Origin of the sequence: Streptomyces sp. bgisy159 (assembly GCF_965341775.1) — a bacterium.
Classification (GTDB): Bacteria; Actinomycetota; Actinomycetes; order Streptomycetales; family Streptomycetaceae; genus Streptomyces.
The window spans coordinates 184365-209495 of sequence record NZ_CBDQZH010000010.1; the positions used below are offsets into that span (position 1 = coordinate 184365).

The following is a 25131-nucleotide window of genomic DNA, read 5'->3' on the forward strand; positions in this document are numbered from 1 at the left end:
GCCTGGGCGGGCCCGTCGGCGTTTCCGGCCGGGAGCTTCCCCGTCCGGGAGCGTTCTCCGCCAGGGCGGGCAGGCCGACGGCACCGCTTGTCGTGTGCCTTTGCGCGCTCGGGTGCACCCCGGCCGCCGGGGGCGGGTACGTACGTCCACATGACCTCTGCGCTGCCCGTCCCCGCCCCGCCCACCGCCACCTACCGGCTCCAGCTGCAGCCCGCGTTCCCCTTCGCCGCGGCGGCCGCCGCCGTGCCGTACCTCGCCTCGCTCGGGGTCTCCCACCTGCACCTGTCCCCCGTCCTGGAGGCGGTCCCCGGGTCCGTGCACGGGTATGACGTCGTCGACCCCGCGCGCGTGCGCGAGGAACTCGGGGGCGAGGCCGGCCTGCGGGAGCTGGCGCGGGTCACGCGCGAGCACGGCCTCGGACTCGTGGTGGACATCGTGCCGAACCACATGGCGATGGCGCCACGCCACAACCACGCCCTGTGGGAGGTGCTGCGGGAGGGCCCCAAGTCCCCCTACGCCCGGTGGTTCGACATCGACTGGGAGGCGCAGGGCGGGCAGGTGCTGCTGCCGCTGCTCGGCGGTCCGCTCGGCGACGAGATCGGACGGCTGACGGTCGACGGGAAGGTGCTGCGCTACTACGACCATGAGCTGCCGCTGCGCGAGGGCACCGGGGACCTGCCCCTGCCGCGGCTGCTGGACGCCCAGTGGTACCGGCCGGTGTGGTGGCGGCTGGCCCGCACGGAACTGAACTACCGGCGCTTCTTCAGCATCTCGGAGCTGATCGGGGTCCGGGTGGAGGACCCGGAGGTCTTCGAGGCCACCCACGGCACGATCCTGCGGCTGCTGAAGGAGGGCGTGTTCGACGGGCTGCGCGTCGACCACCCCGACGGCCTCGCCGACCCCGACGCCTACCTGGCCCGGCTGCACCGGGCGACCGGGGGCCGCTGGACGGTCGTGGAGAAGATCCTCTCCGACCACGAGCACCTGCCGCCCTCCTGGCCGGTCGCCGGCACCACCGGCTACGACGCGCTGCGCCGCGTCGACGGGCTGTTCGCAGACCCGGCGGGCGCCGAGGACCTGCTGGGCCACTACCGGCGCTTCGCGGCCCCGCAGACCGACCGGGGCGGCGACTGGGCGACGACGGCCCGGCGGGCGGCGTACGCGGTCCTGCGGCACGAGCTGGCCACCGAGCTGGACCGGCTCACCCGGGCGGTGGTCCGCGTGTGCGCCGCGTCCCCCGACCCGTCCCTGCGCGACCGGGCGCCCTGGGCGCTGCGCACCGCCCTGGAGGAACTGCTGGTCCGGCTGGAGGTGTACCGGCCGTACACCTCGGGCGACGCGGCCACCGTCGTCACCGAGGAGGCCGCCGAGGAGGCCCGGGAAGCCTTCGTGGTGCCGGAGGAAGCGGGCGCGGTCGACGTCGTGCGGGACCTGGTGACCGGGCGGCGCGGCGGGGACGGGCCGGAGCGCCGGGAGGTCTGCGCGCGGTTCGCCCAGACCGCGTCGGCGCTGCGCGCGAAGTCCCTGGAGGACACGGCGTTCTACCGGTACGTGCCGCTGCTGTCGGCGAACGAGGTCGGCGGCGACCCCGGCGCACCCGCCGTCTCCCCGGACGCCTTCCACGCGTACTGCGCGCGCGTGCAGCGCGACTGGCCGGACACGGGCACCGTGGCCTCCACCCACGACACCAAGCGCAGCGCCGACGTGCGGGCCGCCCTGTCGGTGCTCACCGAGTGCCCGGGGCGGTGGGCGGAGCTCCTGGCCGAGGTGACGCGGCCGGACGACGTGGCGCCGGACGGGCAGCTGGCGTGGGCGGCCTGGCAGACGGTGTTCGGACTGGGCCCTGCGGCACCGGACCGGGTCGGGCAGGCGCTGCTGAAGCATGTGCGCGAGGCCGGGCTGTACACCAGCTGGACCGAGCAGGAGCCGCCCTACGAGGACGCGGTGGCCGCGTTCGTCACGGCGGGGCCGTGCGGAGTGCCCGGCGAGCGTGTGGCCGCGCTGCGTGCCGAGCTGGACGCGCACATCCGGGCCAACGTCCTCGGCACCGCGCTGGTGCAGCTGACCATGCCGGGGGTGCCGGACGTGTACCAGGGCACCGAGCGCGAGTACCGTGCGCTGGTCGACCCGGACAACCGGCGTCCGGTGGCCTTCCCGGCGGCGGCCGTTGCCGGGGAAGGCGCCTTCGGTACGGCCCCTTCCGAAGCCGCCGTCTCCGGGGTGGAGGCGCGGACGGAGCCGGGGGAGGCCAAGGCCGCGGTGACGGCCGCCGCGCTGCGGCTGCGCCGGCGGCGGCCGGAGGTCTTCGGGACGGCGGCGACGTACGCGCCGCTGACCGCCGAGGGCCCGGCGGCGGACCACTGCCTGGCCTTCGCCCGCTCCGGCTCGGTGGTCACCGCGGTCACCCGCCTGTCCCTGCGCCTCGCCCAGGCCGGCGGCTGGCGGGACACCGTCCTGCCGCTTCCGCCGGGGCGGTGGGCGGACGTGCTGTTCCCGGAGCGGGTCTTCACGGGCCACGCGCGCGTGGCGGAGCTCTTCGAGCGCCTGCCCGTGGCGCTGCTGGAGCGCGCCGACGCCGGGTGACCGGGCCGGGGCGCGAGGGGCGCGGGGGCTGCTCGCGCCCCGGGGGTCGGCCGGGGAACTCGGTCATCGTGTCCCGGGCACGGGAGGGTGCCGTCGTCGTGCCGGGGGCGCAGGAGCACCGCCCCGGTCGACCGCCGCCGGCGGCCTCCCGGCGCGCGCTTCGAGGCGCCCCGGAGGCCGGGTCTCGTGTCCTTGACAGGGGTCGGTCCGCGTGGGGTACTGCGGAGAGCTAATCCGGGCAGGATGAGTGACGGGGGTGAGAGCGGTGCCTGAACCGCGCTACCCCACGGTGGCCGAGCTGACCTCCGCCGCCCGGGCGCTGGCAGCGCAGCGACCCGGTCTGTGCACGCTGCGGGAGGTGGGCCGGTCCCGAGCGGGCCGGCCGCTGCACCTGCTGTCCGTGGGACACACCCGGCGCGCCGTACTGGTCGTCGCCGGGGCCCACCCCAACGAGCCGACCGGCGGGGCCACCCTGCTCGCGGTGGCCGGGCGGGTGCTGCGCGAGCGGGTGTTGCGGGACGGCGTGTCCTGGCACTTCCTGCTGTGCGCGGACCCGGACGGCGCGAGCCTGCACGTCACACCCGCGCCGCGCAGCCTGCTGGAGTACCACCTCGGCTTCTACCGGCCGGCCGGCCCCGAGCAGCCGGAGTGGTCGCCGGCCCTGCTCCCCCCGGACCGCCTGCCGCCGGAGACCCGCGCCCTGACCCGGGTCATCGACCAGCTGCGGCCCTACCTCCAGGTCAGCCTGCACGGCACCGAACTGGGCGGCAGCTGGGTGCAGTTGACGAGGGACGTGCCGGGTCTCGCGGAGCCGTTCGCCAAGTCCGCGGCGGAACTGCGCATTCCGGTGGAGACCGGCGCCTCCGACGCGGCGGGGTGGCCGGCCAGCGGTCCCGGGGTGCGGGTGATGCCCGGCCCGGGGTCGGGTGCGGCGTACCCGAGCATGCCGGACGACGCCCGCCACAGCACCTGGTACCACGTGCACCGCCACGGCGGTCTGACCGCCGTCGTCGAGGTGCCGATGTGGGCGAGCGACCTGGTGGACGACCCCGCGCCGCACCCGGCCCCGGCGGCGGCGATCCGCCGTCTGGCGCACCGGCTGCTGCGGGACGGCCGGGAGGTGCGGCGCGTCCTCACGGAGGCGCTGCCCCGCCTGGAGCACGCCGAGGGGCCGCTGCTGCGGGCCGCGCGCTGGTCCCTGGAGCTGGTGCCGGGGCTGGCCGAGGACTGGATCCGGATGCCGCCGGCGGACACGACGATGGCGTACGTCGGCAGCGTGGACGCCTTCGGGCGCCGGCTGCCGCTGCGGTCGGCCGCCATGCTGCTGCGCGTCCTGCGCGAGCACGGCGACGACGCCGCGCCGCGGCTGGAGGAGCTGGTCGGCGCCTGGAGCGACGCCTTCGCGGAACGCTTCCACGCCCGCTGGGTCCCCCTGGAGCACCAGATCGAGCATCAGGCCCGCACGGTCGTGTCGACGGCGCTGCACGCCCGTGCGCTGCCCAACGCCCCGGCCGAACGCTGACGCGCCCCGCGGTCGGCCGTCGTCGAGGCGGGGCCGGCGCCTCGTCGGCGCGGCACCCGCCGGGCGGGCGCCGCTCGGCCGCGACGGGAACGGCGGGCCCCGCGACCGGCGACGGTCGCGGCGTCCGCGCACGCGGGGGCCTGCGCCCGACGGCCGAGCGGGCCACGTGGATCGGCGGCGCCCGTGGCCGGTGTACGGCCGCGACCGGGGCAGGGCCGTGGAGACCGCCCGGCCGGCCGCTCACGGTCCCGGCCCGGGGCCGCCCGCGTGGACGTCACCCGTCCAGGGCGAACACCGCCCCGGTCGTCGCCGCCATCCGGCAGGTGTTCGCGAAGGTCTCCTCGTAGCGCACCGGCCGGCCGTGCCAGCTGCCCTCCGCGCGCACGGTGACGGGGGCGTAGACGAGGGCGCAGACGGCGTCCTCGTCGGGGCGCAGGGCGCTCAGGTCGCCCTCCGCCTCGGTGAGCTGCGCGCACGCCTCCGTGGCGCGCGAGTGGCCCTGGGGCGGGTCGCACAGCAGCAGCGTGCCCCGGATGTCGCTGGAACGGGGGGTGCCCTTGGTGACGGAGAGCTGGAGCCAGTCGTCCAGCAGGCCGGCGTCGGCGGTGGCGCGGGCGTGCGCCGGGGCGGCCGTCAGCAGGACGACGGCGGTGGCGGGGAGGGCGCGGCGCAGCACGGTCGTCACGAGGGTGCGCGGTCCGCGGTGGGTGGTGTGCGTCATTCCCGGTGCATCGGCACGACGGGCCGCGCACCCCAGTCCGGCTCACCCGAACGCGCGTCGCCGGGCGGAGTGCTCCGCAGCGCCAGGTCGAACGCGGCGAGCACGACCCGCGCCTGGTACTCGGCCTGGCGGGCGACCGGGATCCAGCGGGCCCGGCAGCCGTCCCGGAGGTCGGCGCACCGGGCGTCGATCAGCCGGTCCAGCTCGGGCAGGACGGCGGCCGGGTCGGCGCCGCTCGCGGTGACGAGCTGGTGCAGCAGTCCCGCCGTACGGGCGGCCAGGCGGCGGCCGGAGATCCACAGGGCCGTCAGGTGGGCCGTGGTGAGCCGCGGCAGTGGGCGCTCGGGATCGGCGGTGGCGGGGTCCCAGGAGTCGGCGAGGCCGGGGCAGACCAGCATGTGGTCGTCGACGGGGGCGAGCAGGTGGTCAGCGCCGGGGACGCCGGTGAGCCGCGGGCGGATCCGGTCCAGGACGCTCGACAGGAGCCGGGTGTCCCGGCGCAGGGTGGCGCTGACGGCGCGCAGGACGGCGTCCCGGTCGTCGGGCGGCGAGCCGTCCTGCACGGCGGCCACGCCCCACATGGGCGCCTCGACGATCGCGGTGACCGTGCCGTGCCGCCGCGGGTGGAACCAGGTGGAGTCGACGGCCGCCTCGGTGATCGCGGCGGCCAGGCCGCCCCGGCGCGGCGGTGGGACCAGGTGGACCGCGGGGCCGAGGGGCGGCCAGTACAGGGCGTCGTAGGGGCCGAGTTCGCGCGGCACGCCGAGCCGGGCGGCGGTGTGGGCGACCCGGCGGGCCAGGCCGGGCAGGTCGCGGGTCAGTTCGACGAAGCCGCCGCCGATGTCGACGCCGTGCAGCGAGCACTGGAAGAAAGGTTTCAGTTCGTCCTGGACGGCGAGCAGTGCCCGGGTCTCCGGCAAGGTGGCCCCGTCCGGGCCGTCGGGCAGCCACTCCGGCTGCTCCAGGAAGCCCGGCCGGAAGAAGTGCCGGAAGTAGCGGTCGAGGCGGTACGGCCCGGACAGCCAGCCCTCGTTGCGGCGCAGTCCGTCGGGGTCGAGGCAGAGCAGCAGGTGCCAGGTGGCGTCGGCGCCCTCGGTCAGCCGGGGGTCGGCCAGGGCGCGCTCGGCCAGCCGCAGGGCGGTGGCCCCGCCGACCGGCTCGTTGGCGTGCGGCCCGGCGACGACCAGCGCGTGGCGGTCTCCGTGACCGACGGAAAGCAGCCACAACGGCGTGCCCGCGCGGGACGCGCCGACACGGCGCAGCCGGGCGCGGCGGGGGTGACGGGCGGCGAGCGCGACGGCCCGCGCGGTGAGCTCGTCGACGGTGGGATAGCGCGGGAGGGGCGGCAGAACACACCTCCCAAGTGCGGTGCCGGTATTGCCTGTGGCTCACCTGGTGTCGCGGCGCGCGCACAGCGGGTCATCACAGTGGGTCATGGAACGCGGGTACGTCAACACCGCGGAACAGGTTTGTCGGCCACGCGGCAGAGTTGTTTTTCGGCCACCTCGCCGCTCGGGGCGGGGCGGGCGCGCGACGCCGTCAGTTCGCCGACAGCCTGAAGGCCATCCGCCCGAAGGCCACCTGGTCACCCTCGCGGACGACGGCGGCGCCGACGACCCGGCGGCCGTTGACGGTCGTGCCGTTGGTCGATCCGAGGTCGCGCAGCACCCACAGCCCGCCCTGCAGGCTGAGTTCGGCGTGCACCCGGGAGACGGTCTCGTGGCTCAGCCGCAGCCCGTTGACGGGGTCGCGCCCGATGCGCAGCGGGTGCGCGGCGCCCGGGTGCGGCAGCAACAGCTTGGGCAGGCGTTCGGCCCGCCAGGCGTTGCGCAGCCGTACGGTGAAGCCGGAGACGGCCTCGACCGTACCGAACACCGCCCGGGCCAGGCGGTTCTCCTGAGGCAGGTCGGCGGTGAGCGCGGCGAGTTCGTCGGAGCGCCGGGCGACGAGCGCCAGCTCCATGCGCCGGATGAACGTGTCGTGCGACAGCCGACCCATGGCGACGCCGTCCCTGAGCACCTTCAGCGCTTTGTCGCGCTCCCCGTCGGACAGCCGCGCGGGGTACGTGTTGAACTCGAAAGACGACGTCACGCTGGTGATTGTCGGTCAGGGGCCCGGCGGGTGTCCAGAAGACGGGGAAACGGCCGGTGCCGGGCCCGCGCCGCGGGGCGAGGGCCGGTCCTGCCGTCCGCCTTCCGCCCGGCCTCACCGCGGCGCCGTGCGGCGGGGTGACCGTGTCACAGGCCTCCGGTCCGCGCTTCCGCGGCCGCTGCCGCTGCCGCTCGTTCCTCGCCCTTGCGGCGGGCGCGCTTGCCGTAGAGGGCGGTCCAGGTGGCGAGGGCGGCGAGGGTGCCGTAGATGAGGAAGGGACTGAGGATCACCATGGTGTCGGTGCTCAGGGTGTAGGCCAGGGCGACGCGGGCCAGGGCCTCCAGGCAGTAGGCGACGCCCCACACGGTCGTCATGGTGCGGATGGTGGCGCGGAATCCCTCGAACTCCCACAGGCCGTTCCACCAGGCGGTGGACGCGGCGGTGCCGTCGGTCGCGAACTTGCGGCCGAAGTAGAACATCAGCGGGCGCGGGGCCAGGAGGGTCGCCAGGCACAGCAGGCCGAACAGGCCCGTGACGGCGGAGTCCTTGACCAGCAGGGCCCGGGCGGAGTGGGCGCCCACGAGGGACACCACGGCGGTGATCACCAGGAAGACCAGGGTCACGACGGCGAACTCGTCGAGCCGGCGCCGCCAGACGACGTGGACGACGCTGTCGAGCACCGGCCAGACACCGCCCGCCAGCAGCGCCGCGAACTCGCTCCAGCCGTGATCGCGGAGCATGTTGTACGTGAGGATCGGAGCGACGACGTTGAGCGCGACGGTGAGGATCCAGCCGGCCGCGGCGGCGCCGCCGGACCGGGCCGGCGGTGCCGGACGTTCGTCGCTTCGGGCAGGTCGCGTGGTGACGGTGTGCTCGATGGGCACGGTTCCCCCTGAGGTGCCTGACATGAGTGATACGCCGCTAGAACGTATGGCAGGTGCGTGGCGGGAGGCCACGGGCCGCCGGCCAAATGATCACCAAGTCTCGTCGGCCGTCCCGCGCGCGTGTTCCGACATCCGCCGGTGACCCGGAGCGTTCCCCGGCGGAAAGATCTCGTTTGGCGGAGGATGGGACGGGCTACGTCACGGTGAGCAGACGAAGGGGAACCGTCCGTGCAGTTCGAGGTGTGGGCACCGCAGGCCGATCGGGTGACGCTGGAGTGCGACGGGGTCACCCGGGTGATGGAGCGGGACGCGGAGCGTCGGGGGTGGTGGGTCGCGGAGGCCGAGGCGGGTGACGGGTCGCGGTACGGGTTCGCCGTGGACGACGGGCCGGTGCGCCCGGACCCGCGCTCGCGGCGGCAGCCGGACGGGCCGGACGGGCTGAGCGCCGTGGTCGACCAGGGGGCGTACGAGTGGCGCGCCGAGTGGGCCGGGCGCCCGCTGCGGGGCGCGGTGCTGTACGAGCTGCACGTGGGGACGTACACCCCGCAGGGCACGCTGGACGCGGCCGCCGGGCGGCTGGAGCATCTCGTCGAACTCGGCGTCACCCACGTGGAGTTGATGCCGCTGTGCCCTTTCCCGGGGCGTCACGGGTGGGGGTACGAGGGGGTGTCGCTGTGGGCGGTGCACGAGCCGTACGGGGGTCCGCCGGCACTGAAGCGGTTCGTGGACCGGGCGCACGAGCTGGGGCTCGGGGTGGTGCTGGACGTCGTGCACAACCACCTCGGGCCGTCGGGGAACTACCTGCCGGTCTTCGGGCCGTACTTCACCGACACCCACCACACGCCGTGGGGTGCCGCGGTCAACCTGGACGCGCCCGGCTCGGACGAGGTGCGCGCGTTCATGATCGGTAGCGCGCTGGCGTGGCTGCGGGACTACCGGTTGGACGGGCTGCGGCTGGACGCGGTGCACGCGCTGAAGGACACGCGCGCGTACCAATTCCTGGAGGAGCTGTCGGCCGCCGTGGACTCCTTGGCGGCCGAGACGGACCGGCCGCTGTTCCTGATCGCCGAGTCCGACCTGAACGACCCCCGGGTCATCACCCCGCGCCAGGAGCACGGCCTGGGCCTGCACGCGCAGTGGAACGACGACTTCCACCACGCGCTGCACACCGCCCTGACGGGCGAGGCGCAGGGCTACTACGCCGACTTCGGGCGGGCTCCGCTGCGGGCCGTCGCCAAGACCCTCACCGGGGGGTACTTCCACGACGGCACGTACTCCAGCTTCCGGGGGCGCCACCACGGCCGGCCCCTGGACCGGTCCCGGGTGGCCGGGCACCGGCTGCTCGGCTACAGCCAGACCCACGACCAGGTCGGCAACCGTGCCCAGGGCGACCGCCTGTCGGCGTCCCTGTCCCCCGGGCTGCTGGCCTGCGCGGCGGCGCTGGTGCTCACGGCACCGTTCACGCCGATGCTCTTCATGGGCGAGGAGTGGGCGGCGAGCACACCCTGGCAGTTCTTCACCGACCACACCGACCCGGACCTCGCGGAGGCGGTACGGCGGGGCAGGCGCCGGGAGTTCGCCGCGCACGGGTGGGCCGAGGACGAGGTGCCCGACCCGCAGGACCCGGCGACCCGCGAGCGCTCCTGCCTGGACTGGTCCGAGCCGGAACGCGAGCCCCACGCGCGCGTGCTCGCGTGGTACCGCCGGCTGATCGCCCTGCGCCGGGAGCACCCCGACCTGATGGACCCCGACCTCGCCGACCTGCGGGTCGCCTACGACGAGGAGGCCCGCTGGCTCGCCTTCCGGCGCGGTGACGTACGGGTGGCGGTCAACCTCGCCGGGGAGCCGACGGCGATCCCCCTGGGGCCCCGGCCGGCGCGGATCCTCGCGGCGTGGGAGCCGGTGCGGGCGCCCGGCCGGGACGGGCTGCTGCATCTGCCCGGTGAGGCGTGCGTGGTGCTGGAGCAGGAGTGACCGCGACACCCCGACGACAGGGCGGGCCAGGTCAGGGCGGGCCAGGTCAGGGCGGTCGGCTCAGGTGCCGTCGCCCTCCCGGAGCTCCGTGACCCGTTCCAGCAGGATCGCCTCCCAGGCGTGCGCGAGTTCGGTGCGCAGCGCGGGCGGGGGTTCGGTGCCGTGGCCGGCGAGGCGGTCGGCGAGACGGATCACCGTGTCGCAGCGGGCCAGCCACAGGCCGCGCAGGCAGGGGCGGGCGGCGTAGCCGGCGAGGGTCGCGGCGCGTACGGCGGTGGGGGAACCGACGGCGCGGGCGAGGCCGGCGATGTCCTCGGCGGGATCGCCGAGGACGGCCCCGCGCCAGTCGAGGACCCCGCGCACCCGGCCGTCGCCGCCGACCACGAGGTGCCCGGCGGCGAGCCGGTGGTGGACCAGGACGGCGGTGCCGGGCTGGGCGGCGAGCTGGGTGGCGCCGAGCGGGGTGAGCTGGTGCAGCCGGGCGGCGTCGAACTCGTCGGCGGCGGCGAGGCGCGCCGCGGCGGCCACCGCCATACGGCGCAGCGCCTCCAGGGAGCGCGGGGCGGCCCGGGGAACGCCGAGCGCCTCGGCCTGCCGGACGGGCACCTCGCGCAGCCCGGTGAACAGGCCGGCGAGGTCGCCCTCGCCGGCGGCGGACACGTCGTGGTCCTCGGCGGTCCCGCCGGGGATCCGGGTGTCGAGGCTGCAGGTCAGGCCGGGTGACCACTCGCCGTGCGCGACGCAGGCCGGCACGGCGAGCGGCAGGTGCGGGCGGACGAGGTCGCGTAGGCGCAGTTCGCGGCGCTGGTGGGCCGCGGCGTCGCGGTCGGCGGCGAGCCGTAGCACGTGGCGGGCGCCGACCCACCAGGTGGTGGAGCCGCCCTCGGTGACGGGGCGCACGTCGGGTCCGCCGCCCCGCGGGTCCTCCTTGAGGAGGGTGCGGACCAGCCTGCGGACGGTGTCCGCGGTGGGTGTCGGTGTCGGTGCCTGGGTCATGGATCGCGCCGTTGTCGTCGATGGGCCGATGGGTGCTGCTCCTGGTCGCCTCTCAGTCAACTATGACCATCTCGCGCGTGGTGGCGTTGAGGCGCCGGCGGCCGTCCCGGGTGACGGTGACGATGTCCTCGATGCGCACCCCGAAGCGGCCGGGCAGATAGACGCCGGGCTCCACGGAGAAGCACATGCCGGGTACGAGCGGCTGTTCCTCGCCCTCGATCATGTACGGCGGCTCGTGGGTGGTGACGCCGATGCCGTGCCCGGTGCGGTGGATGAAGTACGGCCCGTACCCGGCGTCGGTGATGACCTCGCGGGCGGCGCGGTCGACGTCCTGGCAGGCGGCGCCCGGCCGTACGGCACAAAAGCCCGCCTCCTGGGCCGCGCGGACGACGTCGTGGACCCGGCGTTCCTCGTCGGTGGGTTCGCCGACGTGGACGGTGCGGGTGGTGTCGGAGCCGTAGCCGTCCTTGAGGCCACCGAAGTCCAGGACGACCATGTCGCCGCGCTCGATGAGCCGGTCGCCCATCTCGTGGTGCGGGTTGGCGCCGTTGGGGCCCGAGCCGACGATGGTGAAGTCGACCTGCTCGTGCCCGTGCTCGCGCAGCAGTCGGGCGAGGTCCGCGCCGACCTCGGACTCCCGGCGGCCGGCGAAGGGCAGCCCCCGGATCTCCTCGAACGCGGCGTCGGCGGCTGCCGCGGCGGCGGCCATCAGCTCCAGCTCGGCCGCGTCCTTGACGGCGCGCAGCATGGGAAGCGCCTCGGTGAGCGCGGCGTAGGAGGTGCCGGGCAGGGTGGTTTGGAGGGCGAGCAGGTGCAGGGCCCAGGTGTTGTCGCTGATGCCGTACCGGCTGCTCGCGGCGTCGGCGGCGAGGATGTCGGCGGTGACGGCGTAGGGGTCGGTGCCGTCGGTCCAGTCCCGCAGGGTCAGCGCGGGCGCGCCGGGGGCCGCTTCGGCGTCGGGTGCCTCCAGGGCGGGGACGACGAGGGCGGGGTCCCGGCCGGGTGCGAGGACGAGCAGGGTGAGCCGTTCGGTGATCGCGGTCGGGGTGTAGCCGGTGAGCCACACCAGGTCGGGGCCCGGGGCGACGAGCAGTCCGGCGAGTCCGGCGTCGGCGGCGGCGTGCGCGGCCCGCTCCATCCGGGCCCGGTAGTCGTCGGCGGTGAAGAGGGCGCGCGTGCTGCCGGTCATCCGGGCCTCCCAGTTCGCGTGTGACCACGGGCAGCATCCTGCCCCTACGGCGGGGGTGGCGCGAGCCGGTTCGCGGCTCCGGCCGGGCCGGAGGACCACGCCGGGGCCGCCCGGTCGCCGGGCTGACGGCCGGACCGTTGATCACTTCCGGAATCTGATGGCCGGATGCGCTGCGAACCTCAGACGCGTTGCGGAAGGGGGAGGCGGTCACCGTGCTCGTCATCGCCCACATCAGCGATCCGCGCCTGGACGGAACCGCGCGGGCCACCGAGCGGGCCGAACGGGTGCGCGACCGGCTGTGAGGCTGCCGCGCGCGGTGGACGCCCTGCTGGTCACCGGCGACATCGGCGGACCACGGCACGGAGGCGGAGTACGAGGAGGCCGCCCGCCTCCTGGGCCTCGCCGACGGCGGCGCCCCCTTCCCGGTGCTGACGTGTCCGGGCGACCACGACAGCAGGGCGCCCTACCGCGTGGGGCCGGCCTTCCACGTACTGGACGACCGGCGACGGCTCACCACCCACTTCCGCACGGTGGGCTGATCCGACCGCGGACTCAGGTGACGATTCCCGGCACGATCGCCAACTGCTGGTAGCCGCCGCTGCGATGCCGCACCGTCACCTTGTGCGCCGTGCCGGGCCGGGCGGCGCGCACCGCTCGGACGAGGTCCGCGGCCGACTCCACGCGTGTGCCGCCGAACCACAGCAGTACGTCGCCGCGCACCAGGCCGGCCGTGTAGCCGGGGCCGGGCACATGGACGGCCACGACCTTCGCGCCCGCCTTCTCGGCGTCCACGACCTCGACGCCCAGCGTCGGCGCGGCAGGCGCGGGGGACGGCTCGGCGGAGGGGGACGGGGCGTCCCCGGGGCCGGCGCGGCCGTGCGTCCCGGCCGCTCCCTGTGCGGCGGCCTCGCGCTGCAGCTCCGCGAGCTTGCTCATGCCGATGACGGTGGCACCCACGGTGCCGAGGCCGACGCCCGCCAGGACCAGGACGGCACCGGCGAGCAGGCCGAACAGCAGGGTGAGCAGTCGGCGGCCGCGCCGCCGGGCCTGCGGACGGCGGGCCGGGCCGCCGGGCCGGCCGCCCGTTCCGCCCTTGCCCGCACCCCCGCTCCCGCCCCCGCCGTCGCCACCGGCTTCCTGACCGGGCATGGGCTTGGGACGCAACGCAGTCTGTTCCATGGGGATCGCCTCCGGCTGGTGCTCTACCCCGCGCACCGGCGGCCGACGAGACACGAACGAGTGAGACTGACCGCCCGTCGGACGAGGCAGGCCCCGCGACGAGCCATCCGGCAAGGGCACGCACCCGGCCCGGCGCCCGCCCCCACCGCCCCTCCCACCCGTACGGCCGACGCCCCCGCCAGGCACCCGAGGCCCCCAGGAACAGAGCTGTACGGCACCAGAGCGCGCCCCGCCAGTCCGGGCTGCACGGCACCGAGGTCCCCCGCCGTCCGAGCTGTACGGCGACGGCGCGCGCCCGCGCCCGGTCGTCCGGGCGACGGCGCGGGCCGCCGCGGAGTACGCGGTCCGGCGGGTCAGCCGACCGTGACCGGAAGGGCCGGCGGCCGGTCCGGGAGGAAACCGTGAACCCGGCGGGCGAGGAACTCGGGCTTGTAACGGTCCACCGCACGGTGCCAGTTGAGGATGCCGGCCATCCAGTTCCGCAGGTCGTCGACGTAGACGCCCAGGGCCGTACGGGCCTCCTCCGACAGGTCGAGGTCGTCCTGGAGGACGGGCAGTTCGTGGGTGACGACATGCTCGAACTGCCGCATGCGCTGGGTCATCAGGTCGTGGACGATGGGCAGCGCGGTCGGGTAGTCGATGCCGAAGAAGTTCTGCACGACGAGGATCGAGTTGTGGATCTCACCCTCGTACTCGATCTCCTTCTGGTACGAGAACACGTCGTTGAGGAGGCAGGCGTAGTCCATGGCCGCGTTCTCCATCGAGCGGACGGGGCCGCTGCGGTAGACCTCCGGCGGCACGGCCGGGCCGTGGCCCATGCGGCACAGGCCGAGGGTGAGGTCGGAGCCGAAGGTGGCGCGGCGCATCTCCAGGTAGTCGACCGGGTCGGGGACCCGGTTCTGCAGCTGGTTGGACAGCTCCCAGGTCCAGGCCTCCGTCATGACGTTCACCGCGTCCTTGACCACGCGCCGCTGCTCGGGGGTCATGTCCGCCGTGGTGCGCGCCCACAGGTCGGTCAGGCCGCGCTCCATGCCGTTGGCGGGGACGGCCCCCCGCTCCCCGTCGAGGGGCATGCATGCCGACAGCCGGGCCGTGGTCAGGCGGGCGGCGGCCAGGTCGCGGCGGTGTCCGAAGACCAGGGGGTAGTAGTCGTCGCCGTAGGTGCCCCAGGCCAGCCAGGCGGCGCTGAGATCGAGCTGCTCCGGTGTGGCGTCGGGGTCGAGGCCGGCCGAGCACAGGGCGAGGTCGGAGGCGGCGAGCCGGTCCTCGTCCCAGACGCCCTCCGACAGCATGCCCATCCGGCGGGTCCAGTCGACGAGCCGCCCCCGGGCGCCGTCCAGGTGGGGGCAGAGCTGCACCTGGAACGGCATGTAGAGGTCGGGCACGACCGACGGGCCGACCTTCTGGAACGGCACGTGGCTGTAGGCCCGCAGCCTCCCCCACTGCCGGGAGGACGTGGGAGGTGCCCCCGGGGCGACGGCCGATGCGAGCAGCGCGCCGACGTCGGCGGCCGAGGTGCCGGTGCCGGTGAGCCTCTCCCAGGGGGCGGCGGTGCGCGCGCCCTCGTTCATGTAGCGGCTGGAGCGCAGGTGCCACTCGTGGCCGCCGGACTGCCAGTCCTGCAGCCCCTTGGTGTAGGCGGCCACGGCGGCGACCTCGTCGGGGCGCAGCCCCTGGTCCACGGCGAGGGCGGGCACCTCGGTCAGCGCGGTGTGCTCGAACTGGTGCAGGCGGGAGGTCAGGACGTCGTTGACGGTGTCGGCGGCCTCCTGCGTGGTGCAGCCGAAGAACGTCTCCAGGACGAGCACGCCGTTGCTGTTCTCGCCCTCGTCCTGGACCTCGCGCTGGTAGGAGAACAGGTCGTTGCGCAGGTGCACCGCGTCGGAGAAGGTCTCCATCAGCACCCGCAGCGGCCGGGATCCCGCGACGGACGGTGGCACTTCGGCGGTGGCGTACTCCACGAGTCCGGCCGACCAGGGGGCACCGCCCACCTTGCGGCGCATCTCGATGTACTCGACGGGGTTGGCGATCCGCCCCTCGTTGATGTTGGACAGCTCCCACATCGACTCGTTGAGCAGGTGTTCGGTGGCGACGGCGAAGCGGCGCCGCCAGTCGGCGGACATCGCCGGTACGGTGCGCGCCCACAGGTCGGCCAGGCCCTTCTCCACGGGGTTCTCCGGTTCCGGCACCGGGGTCGCGGGATCCTGCGGCATGAAGAGCGGAAGCCGGTCCAGGTGGGCCTTTCCGGCGGCACGGTCCTGCGTGCGCTTGTACATGTCCAGGAAGTGGTCGTCGAAGAAGAAGACCCACACGTACCAGTCGGTGATCAGGGACAGGGCGTCCGCGTCGCAGTCGGGGTGGGTGTACGCGCACAGCAGCCCGTAGTCGTGCGCCTCGAGGTCGGCCTGCTCCCAGATCCCGGAACCCTCCAGCATGCCCATCTCGCGCGCCCACCGGGTGGAGTGGGCGCGGGCCGCGTCGACATGTGGATTGAGCCGCGCGGGATACGGCATGTAGAAGTGCGGGAGGTGAAACGGCTGCGTCATGGCCGGGCACTACCCATGCCCCGGTACCGCCATCCGGCGGGCCGCACATGATCACACCATCGCGTGAATCAGCCGGAACGCCTTGCCGGGGTCGGCGACCACTCCCCCGGACCGGCGGCCCCTCCCCTGGACCTGAGACCACTCCCCCGGACCGGCGTCCTAGACCCGGGCCCCCACCATGATCTCCCGCTCCAGACGGTTCGCCAGGCTCAGGTAGCGGGGCCGGCGGGTCACCGGTACCAGCCCTCTGATCAGGACGTACCACATCTCCGCCATGCGGCGCGGAAGTCGGGTCGCCGGTTCGCGGGAGCGGCCGACGACCCGGGTGCCGACGAAGAAGCAGACGAGGGAGTGGGCGACGGCGTCGACGTCGACGTCGGGGTGGACGTCGGCCTCGCGGACCGCGCCCGCCAGCCCCCGGGAGATCAACTCCAGCCACTCGGTGAAGGGATGGCGCAGCGGCGGGCGTATCGGCACGCCCCCCGTGGCCAGTCGCAGTCCCGCGCGGGCGATGGGGCCCTCGACGGACAGCCGCGTGATGCCGAACGTGAGCCGCATCAGCGCTTCGAGCGACGAGTAGCCCCGGTCGTCGATCTCGCCGGCGACCCGGCGTGAGGCCTGGGACTGCAGTTCCATGATCGCGTGAGCCAGGTCCTCCTTGGCCGCGAAGTGGAAGTACAGCGCCCCCTTGGTCACTTGGGCGTGCTCGACGATGTCACTCAGACTGGTCGACTCGTAGCCGCGCCGGTCGAACAGGTCGGCCGCGGCCCTGATGATCGTCGCGCGGGTCTGCTCGGCGCGTAATTGCCTCGCCATCGAGTGAACTCTCCTGGGCCAGTAAAGAACGGGTCATGCCGTTTGTTTCTTACCCCCTGCCCACCATAGCTCACGTCCCGACGGTCCCGACGCGGCACTCGAAGACCGTCGACTCGCCCTGGCTGCCGATGACTTCGACCTCGCCGTCGCCCCCGGCCTTCGCCTCGATCAACACGGGTTCGTCCAGCTCGGCGTAGCGATGGAAGAGCGCCTGATACACGGCCGGGGAGCGGTCTTCGGCGGTGGCGCACAAGGCCGCTTGGCGGGCCGCCTCCAGCAGGAGCATGCCGGGGACGTGGTCGAGGGGATGGTCGAAGAAAACGGGGTGTGCGGTATGTACGCGGAGCTGCCAGCGGCCCGAGGGGTCGGGTGGCGCCAGCACGACGTCCGTGGGCAGCGCGCGGTCCACGGCGCCCGGATCCAGTCCGGGCGGCACCGGTACGGCGGTCACCCCGTCCGGGGTACGACCGCCGCGAAGCCGCCCGTAGACGGCCGGGCTCACGCAGGTGAACGCGACGTCCGCGGTGGCGACCTGAACGCCGTCGCGCCGCACGTGCGCCGTGTAGCGGGCGCCGGCCGGGCGCCGGCCGCGGTACTGGACGTCGGTGAAGACCAGGTCGACTTCGGGCTCGGCCGGCAGCGGCCCGACCGCCAACTCCCCCGGTACGGTGCTGACCTGGAACTCCTGGAGGACGAAGTGGTGGTCCAGCGGCACGTCGTACTCGGTGTGGGAGATCAGCGTGCCGCTCTGCCGGATCGTCTCCACCACCAGGAGCGGGTCGTACGCCGACCAGTCCGGCGACACGTGTAACCCGTGCGCGCGGGGCCACTGCGCGGATACCGTGAACCGGTCCGGCCCGGTCCGCCGCCAGCCGGTGGGCAGGGTCTCCGCGACGGCCGCCCGATGGACGAGTTGACGGGGAACGGCCGCCGTCATGGGCGGGCTGTCGGCAAGCTGCCGCGGTCGAGTCATGTCTCTCCCTACGGTCCCCCGGAGGCCACGGCAGACGGCCAGGCGTCCGCTCCGCCGAGCGCTACAGTACGAGGCGACCGGTTTGTTTTCAATGAGATCAGTCAACGGCATCCTATGATCGGCCCGAACCCGCATGCGATCGCGGGACCAGGCCGACTCGGCGCCGTGAAAGGGCTCTTATGGCGAAACAGGAGCGCGCGATCAGAACGCGCAGGGCGATCCTGGAAGCGGCCGGCGCGGTCTTCGACGAGCACGGCTACACCTCCACCACCATCGCCATGGTCCTGGAGCGGGCGGAAGTCACCAAGGGCGCCCTCTACTTCCACTTCAGTTCCAAGGAATCGCTCGCACAGGCGGTACTGGAGGCGCAGGTGCCCTTCGGGGCCGTGCCGCCCCAGCCGTGCAGACTTCAGGAGATCATCGACATCACGTTCGTGGTCGGTGAGCGGCTGCTGACCAACTCCCTGCTGCGGGGCGGCGTACGGCTCGCGGTGGACCAGGAGACTCCGACCGGCGTGGACCACGGCGCGCCCTTCCGGCAGTGGGCGCAGCGGCTGGTCCCCCTGCTGGAGACGGCGCGTGAGCGCGGGGAGTTGCTGCCGACGGTGAAGCCGAGCGAGACGGTCGAGCTGCTGGTGGGGTCGTTCACCGGGATTCAGCTGATGGCCCGTGCGGTGTCCGGCCGGGCCGATCTCGCGGAGCGGCTGGCGGTGATGTGGGCGCACATCCTGCCCAGCATCGCGGTGCCCGGTCTGCTGCCCGGCCTGGACGCCCGGGCCGACCGGGGCGCCCGGGTCCTGGCCACTTCGGAGCGCACGGACCTGGCAGCGTCCTGACGGCGCGAAAGGCGGGCCGGCCGGTGTCCATCCACACCGGCCGGCCCGCCCGTCCATCGGGGCCCTCAGGTCATGAGCGCCCTGGTCAGAAGGTCAGCTTCCAGCTGTTGAGCGTGCCCGTGTCCTGCGCGTAGACGTCCCGCACCCGCAGCTTCCAGGTGCCGTCGGCGGCTTCGCCGGAGGCGTTCACCGTGTAGGTGGTGTTGACGTTGTCCGCGGAGTCCGAGGAGTTGGAGGACTTCAGCCGGTAGGCCGTTCCGTCCGGCGCGATCAGGTCGACGACCAGGTCGCCGCGGTAGGTGTGGGTGATGTTCACACCGACCTGGAGGGTGGCCGGGGCGTTGCCGCCGACGCCGCTGACGGTGATCGGGGACTCGACGGCCGAGCCCGCGTCCGGGATGGCGACGGCCGAGGTGCTGGTGAAGGTGGTGCTGCCCGTCGAGCCGCCCGAGCCGCTCACCGCCTGTACCGTCCTGGCCGCGTCGGCGAGGCCGGCGCCGCAGCCACCGGAGCAGCTGCCGGGCAGCGGACGGGCATTGGTCTTGATGGCGGACTCGACCTGCGCCGGGGTCAGCGCCGGGTTCGCCGACTTCATCAGCGCGACCAGGCCCGCGATGTGCGGGGTGGCCATGCTGGTGCCCTGGTAGTAGGCGTACGACTCGGTGGACGGTGTCCGGCTGCCGGAGTTCAGCGTGGACAGGATGCCGTTGGCGGTGCCGGTGCTGGTCTGGCCGCCGGGCGCCGAGATGTCCACCAGGGAGCCGTAGTTGGAGTAGGACGCCTTGGCGCCGGTGCGGTTGGTCGCGGCCACCGAGATGACGTTGTTGCAGTTGCCCGGCGAGTGGTTCGCCACGTTGTCGTTCTCGTTGCCCGCGGCCACGACGACGGTGGTGCCCCGGTTCACGGCCGCGTTGATGGCGTTCTGGGTGGCGGAGGTGCAGGCGCCGTCGCCGCCCAGGCTCATGTTGATGACCTTGGCCACGTTGCCGTTGGCGGGCACGCCGGAGACGGAGCCGCCGGACGCCCAGGTGATGGCGTCGATGATGTCGGAGTCGTAGCCGCCGCACTTGCCGAGGACGCGCACCGGGGAGATCTTCGCGCCGTAGGCGATGCCCGCGACGCCCTTGCCGTTGTTGGTGACGGCGGCGATGGTTCCGGCCACGTGGGTGCCGTGCCAGGAGGAGTTGGAGGCCGGGACGCCCGCGCCGCAGTCGCCCGCGTTGTACCAGTCGCCCGGGTCGGACGGGTCGCTGTCGCGGCCGTTGCCGTCGACGGACACGCTGGTGTCACCGATGAAGTCGTAGCCGGCGACGATGTTCGCGGCGAGGTCGGAGTGGGCGACGTAGCCGGTGTCGATCACGGCGACGGTGACGCCGGAGCCGGTGGCGACGTCCCAGGCGCCAGGTACGCGCATGCCGGCGGTGTCCTCGAACAGGTCCCACTGCTTGGCGTACTCGGTGTCGTTCGGCGTGGTGGCCATGGGTCGGTTGAGGCGGTCCGGCACGACGTAGGCGACGCTCGGGTCGGCCTTGTACTGGGCGACCACGCCGGCGACGTCCGAGGTGCTGGCGTCGTCGGCGAGGCCGACGAGGGCGGCGCCGGTGCCGAGGCGGCGCTGGAAGTCGGCCTTCTCGCCGGCCTTCTTGCCCTTGGCTGCGGCGTCCGCCTCGGCGGCCTGGTTCGAAGTGGCCTCTTCCGCACCGGACTTGTAGCCGACGATGAGGCGCTCGGCGGGGATACCGGGGGCGGCCTCGGCCTGTGCCGCGGGGACGGCGGCCGGCTGGGGAGCGGGGTCCTGGGCCGCGGCGGCCGAGGCGGTCGTCGTGGCGGTGAGCAGGGCCGCGGAGACCGCGGCGACGGATATCAGCTTCCGTCGGATGTGGGGTGGGGTGCGCAAAACCATGCCTTTCATGGCCTGCTCCGGGCAGGACGGAGCAGCGGTCGATTCGCTTCGTCGTCGAAGCGGCGGGGGGTGAATCGAGGAGCAGCGCGTTGGCCGGCCATGCGGTCAGCCGGCCGTCTCAGGGGTTACCTGCGGGTCAGCTGTGCAGGAACGATAGGCAACGGGACGGTCGCCGGGATACAGGGGAAACCCTTGATCAGGCCGGAAACACCCCCTCGGTGGCGGCGGGTCGACCGCGAATGCCCGCTTCGCCCCGACTGCGGTCCGGGGCGCGGTGGCGTGGACGCGACGGTGGGGACGGACGACGCGCGGGCATGGCGGATCGGCACGCGGGCGCGGCGGAACGGCACCCCGGCATGGCGGAACGGCACGCGGGCGAGGCGGAACGGCACCCGGGCATGGCGCCGCGCCGTCCGTTATAGGGGGGTGGTACCGGTCAGTTCACGAAGACCGCCGCGCCGCCCGAGTTCACCGGGGCGTACTTCGCGGTGAAGTACCCGTTGGCGAAGCAGAGGGAGGAGCCGGAGACCTTGGTGAACTCCTGGCTGGTGAAGGTGATGCTGTTGTCGGCGTTGCCGGTGGCACCGGTCAGGCTGGGCGCCTGGTAGACGCAGGTGACGGTGCCCAGCAGGGTGCGCAGCACGACCGTGGTACGGATGGTGGAGCCGTCGGCCGGGGTCACGGTGAGGGTGCCGTCGGAGCCCGCGGTGGCGGTGTAGGGCAGGTTGTTGACGGTGATGCCGTTGACGCCGAGCACGCCGAAGACGTTGGAGGCGCAGTTGCCGAAGCTGTGCGCGGTGAGCGACTCGGTGGCGGCGCCGGGGGCGGCGGGGTTGTCTGTGACGGTGGCGGTGAACCCGGAGGTCCCGCAGGTGACTCCGCTGGTGCCGGTCGGGCTGGAGTAGAGGGTGGCGTTGCTGCCGGTGGCCAGGGACGCGGTGAGGACGTCGCCGACCGCGACCGCGTCACCGCCGGCGGAGCCGGTGGTGAGCACGTTGTCGGCGGCGGAGGCCGGGGTGATCGCCGGGATCGCGAGCGCGGCGACGGTACCGGCGACGGCGAGGAGCGAGCGAGCGCGCATGGGGGTGCCTCATTTCTGTGGGGAGTGCTGGCACGTACGGAGGTGAGGGACGTACGCCCTGGGGTGTGGGGGGTGGCACTTGGGGGTGGCACGGGGGTGCTGTGCGGGCTGTCACCGCGGGGCGGTGCCGGCCGTCGCCGGCCCGTGACGCCTTCTCCGTACGTAACGGGCCGGCGACGGCGGACGGCCGGGACCGGCCGAGGTCACTGGTGGGGGATCGCCTGCGGCCGGACCGGGCGGAAGGGGCGGACACGCCCGTGGTGATGGATGGGGTCCGGGAGGCGCGCGGGCATTGCCGCCGCGCGACGGATCCGGCGCCACGGATCCGGGCCGAGCCAGGCAAGTTGTAGACCTGATGAACAGTCAACGTCAAGGTCTGCGACGCAAGTTGGTCGTGTCCGCGAGGTCGGTGCAGATATATGCAGGAGTTCCGCGCAGGGTGCGCCGCAGCGGCACCACACGACGGACACCGTTTTTCCACACCTCCCTTGACCCTTCGCTGTAACCATCGGTAACTTCCGAATTGGCTACTGCCGCGTAACGAGAAAGCCCTTGCGGCGACCGGGAGGTCGCGAGGAGTCGTGCGCGGCATCCGCTGTCCGCGCCAGGACAACGCGCCACTGAAGCCCACCTCGCATGACTATGCCCCTGGGAGCAGACATGGCCTCGTCCTCGGACGTCACGTCGTCCGCCGACAACACCCCCGCGAACGGGGATCCGGTGAACGGATCCGAAGAGAGACGCGGCCGGGTCCGGCTGCGCCGGGCCGCCGTCATGGCGGTGCCCGCCACCGCGGTCGCCGCGGGACTCGCGATCATGACGGCCCAGGGAGCCCTGGGCGTGCAGTTCGCGATCTCCGGCATGCCGTTCGTGGTCACCGCCGACAAGCTGGAGGGCGACGGCTTCGCCCAGTTCGGCTCGCTGGACCACATGATCGAGAACAGCCCCAACGAGGGCGACACGGGCGGCCAGGTCCTGGTCGTCACCTCGGTGGTGAAGAACGGCAAGCTCACCAACCTGTGCCAGAGCGTCGACCTCGGCGGCATCCAGCTCGTCCTCACCGCAGGGGACAAGGGCACCAAGGTGAGCGTGGAGAACCTCGCCATCGACTCCGACGACATCACCGGCAACGCCGCCTTCAACAACATCGAGATCGGCCGGGACGCCAGCACCTTCGACAAGGTCGACACCCGGGGCCTGCCCGGCGTCTACGGCCAGCAGGCGGACAAGGTCGTCATCACCGACCTGTACCAGCACAACTACGGTGCCACAGCGGCCGTGTTCAAGCTTCCCGACCTGCACATGCGGTTCGGGGGCAAGGGCTGCCCGCAGTGAGGCTGCGCTTCCGGCAGTGGCGCGGGCGGCGGCCCTTCCTGGGCGGGCTGCTGCTCGCCCTGGCCGGCGGGGAGATCCTGCTGACCATGAAGGCGCCGCTCTCGGTCATGCTGCACATCGGCATCCAGGGGCTCGCGGGCTACCTCCTGCCCGCCCTGATGGCGGTGCTCGGGCTGCTGATCCTCTTCAACCCGTCCCAGCGCCTGTTCTACTCCATCGTCGGGGTGATGGTCTCCCTGGGCACCTGGGTGACCTCCAACCTGGGCGGCTTCCTCATCGGCCTGCTCCTCGGGATCACCGGCAGCTGTCTGGCCTTCGGCTGGCTGCCGGACCAGGAGTCCCGGCGCAGCCGCCGCATGCGCCGCAGGGCGGAACGGGCGGAGAAGGCGCTGTCCCCGCCACTGCCGAAGGCGGGCGAACCGGTGTGACGCGACGGCGCGCCGAGCGGGCGACCCCCGGCTCGGCGCGCCCTTCGGCTCCCGGCTCCGCCGCCGTCAGGTTTCGGCACCGGCCGCGAGCAGCACCTCGACGGTGTCCTGGTACGGGCCGGTGCGGGCCCACTCCAGCGGCGTGCGGCCGGTGCCGCCGTCCTCGCGCAGCGCGGGATCGGCACCGTGGTCGAGGAGGGCACGGACCGTCTCGGTGTGCCCCCAGCAGGCCGCGGCACACAGGGGGGTGCCCTCGGAACCGAGCCCGCCGCTCTCCGCGTCGGGCGGCGCGCCGGCCTCCAGCAGCCGCCGGACGGCGTCCGCGTGGCCGCAGACGGAGGCCGCGTAGAGCGGGGTGCGGCCGTCGGTGTCCGGTGCGGCCGGGTCGGCGCCGGACCGCAGCAGCGCGTCGAGCGCGCCGGGGTCGTCGAACGTCGCCGCGGCGACAAGACGCCTCGTCAGCTTCTTCTGCCGTCGTCGCTTCACGAGCGTCGAGACTAACGCGCCGCGAGAGCGGTGCGCCGCCGAAGCGGCAGGGCGCCGCCCGCCGACCCGCCCCGCGCCTCTGCGCACAACTCGGCCGGCAGCGGCAGCAGTTCGGCGGCCGTCACGATGTGCCCGGCCTGCGGGCGGTCCTTCGCACCCGAGAGGAGACCGATGATGCCCTGGGCCGGGGACACGATTCCCCTCAGCGCGGCGGCCCTGGTCGTCGGTGCCGTCCTTCGGGCGGGGGCACCCGGAACATCGCCCGCCGCAGCCGGCCAGGCAGAAGGGCCCGCCCGGCCATGACCAGTCCGACGCCCAGCAGGACGCCTCCCACGGCGACGCAGCCGGAAGACAGCCGGCCGACCTCGTGCTCATCGGCCCAGGCACCCGTGGTCGCGGCGACGAGGAAGCCCAGCAGGCACGCGGCACTGCTCAGGGCGTACCACCAACGAGAGAGCACCGGTTCACTCCCGCACCCGAGTGGCACGGGACCGTTGAGCAGCGGTCCCTGACTGTCCGCGGTGAGCTGCCCAGCGTCGTCGCAGCCAGTCGCCGATCTCCCCCATGCCGACCAGGAAGGCCGAGGAGGCGGCACATGCCGTGGGGGAAGAGACCTGGCCGACGGCGTGGCCGAGGAGCCACAGCGCCAGGGTCAGCAGCAGCCACCAGGCTGTGAGGGACCAGGCCTGCCGCACCAGGCGTGCACGGCCGGTCACCGGGGGACCCTGGTCCGCTGGGCGGCGACGATCACCACGATGCATCCCGCGAGGGCCGCCACCGCCTCCAGGCCCGTGGCGGCCAGGGTGATCAGGGGCGAGGCGTCGGCCAGGCGCGGAACGGTGTTGAGTGGCGCAGCGGCGTAAAGGGCGAGAAGTGCCAGGCCGCGGGCGCGCATCGGTTCCAGGCGAGGGCGCAGCCGCTGGGGTACACGGTCGGTGAGCAGGGCGACGCCGACGGGCAACAGCGTGGCAGAGAACACGGCAAGGCCAATCCACTGCCGGAGCATCAGCACCAGGGCTCCGGTACGGGGAAGCCACGACCGGGCATCACGTGGAGCACAGCTCCGGCAAGGCACATCACTGCTCCTACGACTGTCCAGGTGGTGCCCGTATGCCGTCGGACGGAAAGAGTCACGGCGGCAAGATCCTCCGGGCGCCATCGACGAACGGGCACGGTCCCCGAAGACGCCGACCGGACGTCCCGCACGCCCACAACCGACTTGACGCGTTGCCTCACACTATCCGCCGGAGCCGACTCCGCCCGGACGGCCCTCTCCCACCCGCAGTTCGCCCAGCCTGTGCCCGGCATCCACTGGACTGCTGCTCCTCGCGACCGGGGAACAGCGCAGCACCGGAACACTGCCTGTTCGCCAGTAGTTCGCGGGCGAGCCCCATGCCGTAGGCATCGACGGCGCGCAGCGTCCGACGCGCGGGGCGTCTCGGGCACGGCCGTCGACGGTGCGACAGGCTCGCCGGCGGTCGGGGCCGCTCCGCCGAGGACGACCCCGGTGCCCGCGTCGTGCGGGGCACCCGGGCCTGTCCGTCGGCGGTCGTGGCCGAGTGGTGCGGGTGAGCCCTCCGGTGCGGCC

General features: G+C 73.8%; 23 protein-coding genes and 1 pseudogene. 7 read left to right on the forward strand and 17 right to left on the reverse strand.

Features of this window, described 5'->3' with window-relative positions; all coding sequences use genetic code 11:
• Positions 1-150 precede the first annotated feature (150 nt).
• Together treY and ACSLTV_RS13185 are read left to right on the forward strand one after the other, a co-directional pair.
• Positions 151-2583, forward strand: a complete 2433-nt coding sequence (gene treY / locus ACSLTV_RS13180; protein WP_432135790.1) for a malto-oligosyltrehalose synthase — start codon at positions 151-153, stop codon at positions 2581-2583.
• Between the two features lie 256 nt (positions 2584-2839).
• Positions 2840-4105: a M14 family zinc carboxypeptidase gene (locus ACSLTV_RS13185; protein WP_432135791.1), complete on the forward strand. Its 1266-nt coding sequence runs from the start codon at positions 2840-2842 to the stop codon at positions 4103-4105.
• Between the two features lie 274 nt (positions 4106-4379).
• Here ACSLTV_RS13185 and ACSLTV_RS13190 read toward each other — a convergent pair whose 3' ends face one another.
• The 4 genes from ACSLTV_RS13190 to ACSLTV_RS13205 all read right to left on the reverse strand — a co-directional run bounded on the left by ACSLTV_RS13190 (position 4380) and on the right by ACSLTV_RS13205 (position 7801).
• Entirely contained in the window at positions 4380-4826 is a 447-nt protein-coding gene (locus tag ACSLTV_RS13190) for an SSI family serine proteinase inhibitor (protein WP_435612168.1), read from the reverse strand.
• Entirely contained in the window at positions 4823-6175 is a 1353-nt protein-coding gene (locus ACSLTV_RS13195) for a M14 family zinc carboxypeptidase (RefSeq protein WP_432135924.1), read from the reverse strand. Before ACSLTV_RS13195 ends, ACSLTV_RS13190 begins: the two co-directional genes overlap by 4 nt.
• A gap of 190 nt (positions 6176-6365) precedes the next feature.
• Entirely contained in the window at positions 6366-6917 is a 552-nt protein-coding gene (locus tag ACSLTV_RS13200; protein WP_435612169.1) for an FHA domain-containing protein, read from the reverse strand.
• Between the two features lie 146 nt (positions 6918-7063).
• Entirely contained in the window at positions 7064-7801 is a 738-nt protein-coding gene (locus tag ACSLTV_RS13205) for a VC0807 family protein (RefSeq protein ID WP_432135794.1), read from the reverse strand.
• A 228-nt stretch (positions 7802-8029) separates the two neighbouring features.
• On the opposite strand from ACSLTV_RS13205, the gene treZ reads away from it, so the two are divergent.
• Positions 8030-9775, forward strand: coding sequence for a malto-oligosyltrehalose trehalohydrolase (gene treZ, locus ACSLTV_RS13210; RefSeq protein WP_435612170.1), 1746 nt, complete (start codon positions 8030-8032; stop codon positions 9773-9775).
• 60 nt (positions 9776-9835) lie between these two features.
• Here treZ and ACSLTV_RS13215 read toward each other — a convergent pair whose 3' ends face one another.
• Together ACSLTV_RS13215 and ACSLTV_RS13220 are read right to left on the reverse strand one after the other, a co-directional pair.
• Positions 9836-10771, reverse strand: a complete 936-nt coding sequence (locus ACSLTV_RS13215) for a phosphotransferase family protein (protein WP_435612171.1) — start codon at positions 10769-10771, stop codon at positions 9836-9838.
• 52 nt (positions 10772-10823) lie between these two features.
• On the reverse strand, positions 10824-11960 hold the full coding sequence (locus tag ACSLTV_RS13220) for a M24 family metallopeptidase (protein WP_432156293.1): 1137 nt from the start codon (positions 11958-11960) through the stop codon (positions 10824-10826).
• Positions 11961-12172: 212 nt separating this feature from the next.
• Between ACSLTV_RS13220 and ACSLTV_RS13225 the strand changes: the two are divergent.
• Positions 12173-12430, forward strand: a pseudogene (locus tag ACSLTV_RS13225) (metallophosphoesterase); the annotation flags it as partial.
• 82 nt (positions 12431-12512) lie between these two features.
• Here the strand turns inward: ACSLTV_RS13225 and ACSLTV_RS13230 are convergent.
• From ACSLTV_RS13230 to ACSLTV_RS13245, 4 genes are all read right to left on the reverse strand, one after another.
• Entirely contained in the window at positions 12513-13139 is a 627-nt protein-coding gene (locus tag ACSLTV_RS13230) for a PDZ domain-containing protein (RefSeq protein WP_432135798.1), read from the reverse strand.
• A gap of 353 nt (positions 13140-13492) precedes the next feature.
• On the reverse strand, positions 13493-15685 hold the full coding sequence (cyc2, locus tag ACSLTV_RS13235) for a germacradienol/geosmin synthase Cyc2 (RefSeq protein WP_432135799.1): 2193 nt from the start codon (positions 15683-15685) through the stop codon (positions 13493-13495).
• A gap of 159 nt (positions 15686-15844) precedes the next feature.
• Positions 15845-16501 carry a ScbR family autoregulator-binding transcription factor gene (locus tag ACSLTV_RS13240; protein WP_432135800.1) on the reverse strand — a complete coding sequence of 219 codons (657 nt, stop codon included), beginning with the start codon at positions 16499-16501 and terminating at the stop codon, positions 15845-15847.
• 70 nt (positions 16502-16571) lie between these two features.
• Entirely contained in the window at positions 16572-17474 is a 903-nt protein-coding gene (locus ACSLTV_RS13245; protein WP_432135801.1) for a ScbA/BarX family gamma-butyrolactone biosynthesis protein, read from the reverse strand.
• Positions 17475-17653: 179 nt separating this feature from the next.
• Between ACSLTV_RS13245 and ACSLTV_RS13250 the strand changes: the two genes are divergently transcribed.
• Complete coding sequence (locus tag ACSLTV_RS13250) at positions 17654-18310, forward strand: ScbR family autoregulator-binding transcription factor (RefSeq protein ID WP_432135802.1); 657 nt, start codon at positions 17654-17656, stop codon at positions 18308-18310.
• Between the two features lie 85 nt (positions 18311-18395).
• On the opposite strand, the gene ACSLTV_RS13255 is transcribed toward ACSLTV_RS13250, so the two are convergent.
• Positions 18396-20222: a S8 family peptidase gene (locus ACSLTV_RS13255; protein WP_432135803.1), complete on the reverse strand. Its 1827-nt coding sequence runs from the start codon at positions 20220-20222 to the stop codon at positions 18396-18398.
• Positions 20223-20649: 427 nt separating this feature from the next.
• Positions 20650-21294, reverse strand: coding sequence for a Tat pathway signal sequence domain protein (locus ACSLTV_RS13260; protein ID WP_432135804.1), 645 nt, complete (start codon positions 21292-21294; stop codon positions 20650-20652).
• A gap of 660 nt (positions 21295-21954) precedes the next feature.
• On the opposite strand from ACSLTV_RS13260, the gene ACSLTV_RS13265 reads away from it, so the two are divergent.
• Complete coding sequence (locus ACSLTV_RS13265) at positions 21955-22629, forward strand: DUF6230 family protein (protein ID WP_432135805.1); 675 nt, start codon at positions 21955-21957, stop codon at positions 22627-22629.
• The gene (locus ACSLTV_RS13270; protein WP_432135925.1) at positions 22617-23057 is read left to right on the forward strand and encodes a DUF6114 domain-containing protein; all 441 of its coding nucleotides are present in this window, start codon (positions 22617-22619) and stop codon (positions 23055-23057) included. Before ACSLTV_RS13265 ends, ACSLTV_RS13270 begins: the two co-directional genes overlap by 13 nt.
• Before the next feature lie 66 nt (positions 23058-23123).
• Here ACSLTV_RS13270 and ACSLTV_RS13275 read toward each other — a convergent pair whose 3' ends face one another.
• Genes ACSLTV_RS13275 through ACSLTV_RS13295 form a run of 5 tightly spaced genes read right to left on the reverse strand, consistent with a single transcriptional unit; the run spans position 23124 to position 24522 of the window.
• Positions 23124-23543: an ankyrin repeat domain-containing protein gene (locus ACSLTV_RS13275; protein WP_432135806.1), complete on the reverse strand. Its 420-nt coding sequence runs from the start codon at positions 23541-23543 to the stop codon at positions 23124-23126.
• Between the two features lie 11 nt (positions 23544-23554).
• Positions 23555-23737 carry a hypothetical protein gene (locus tag ACSLTV_RS13280; protein ID WP_432135807.1) on the reverse strand — a complete coding sequence of 61 codons (183 nt, stop codon included), beginning with the start codon at positions 23735-23737 and terminating at the stop codon, positions 23555-23557.
• Between the two features lie 8 nt (positions 23738-23745).
• Complete coding sequence (locus ACSLTV_RS13285) at positions 23746-24003, reverse strand: hypothetical protein (protein ID WP_432135808.1); 258 nt, start codon at positions 24001-24003, stop codon at positions 23746-23748.
• A 4-nt stretch (positions 24004-24007) separates the two neighbouring features.
• On the reverse strand, positions 24008-24259 hold the full coding sequence (locus ACSLTV_RS13290) for a hypothetical protein (protein WP_432135809.1): 252 nt from the start codon (positions 24257-24259) through the stop codon (positions 24008-24010).
• Entirely contained in the window at positions 24256-24522 is a 267-nt protein-coding gene (locus ACSLTV_RS13295; protein WP_435612172.1) for a hypothetical protein, read from the reverse strand. Before ACSLTV_RS13295 ends, ACSLTV_RS13290 begins: the two co-directional genes overlap by 4 nt.
• Between the last annotated feature and the right edge of the window lie 609 nt (positions 24523-25131).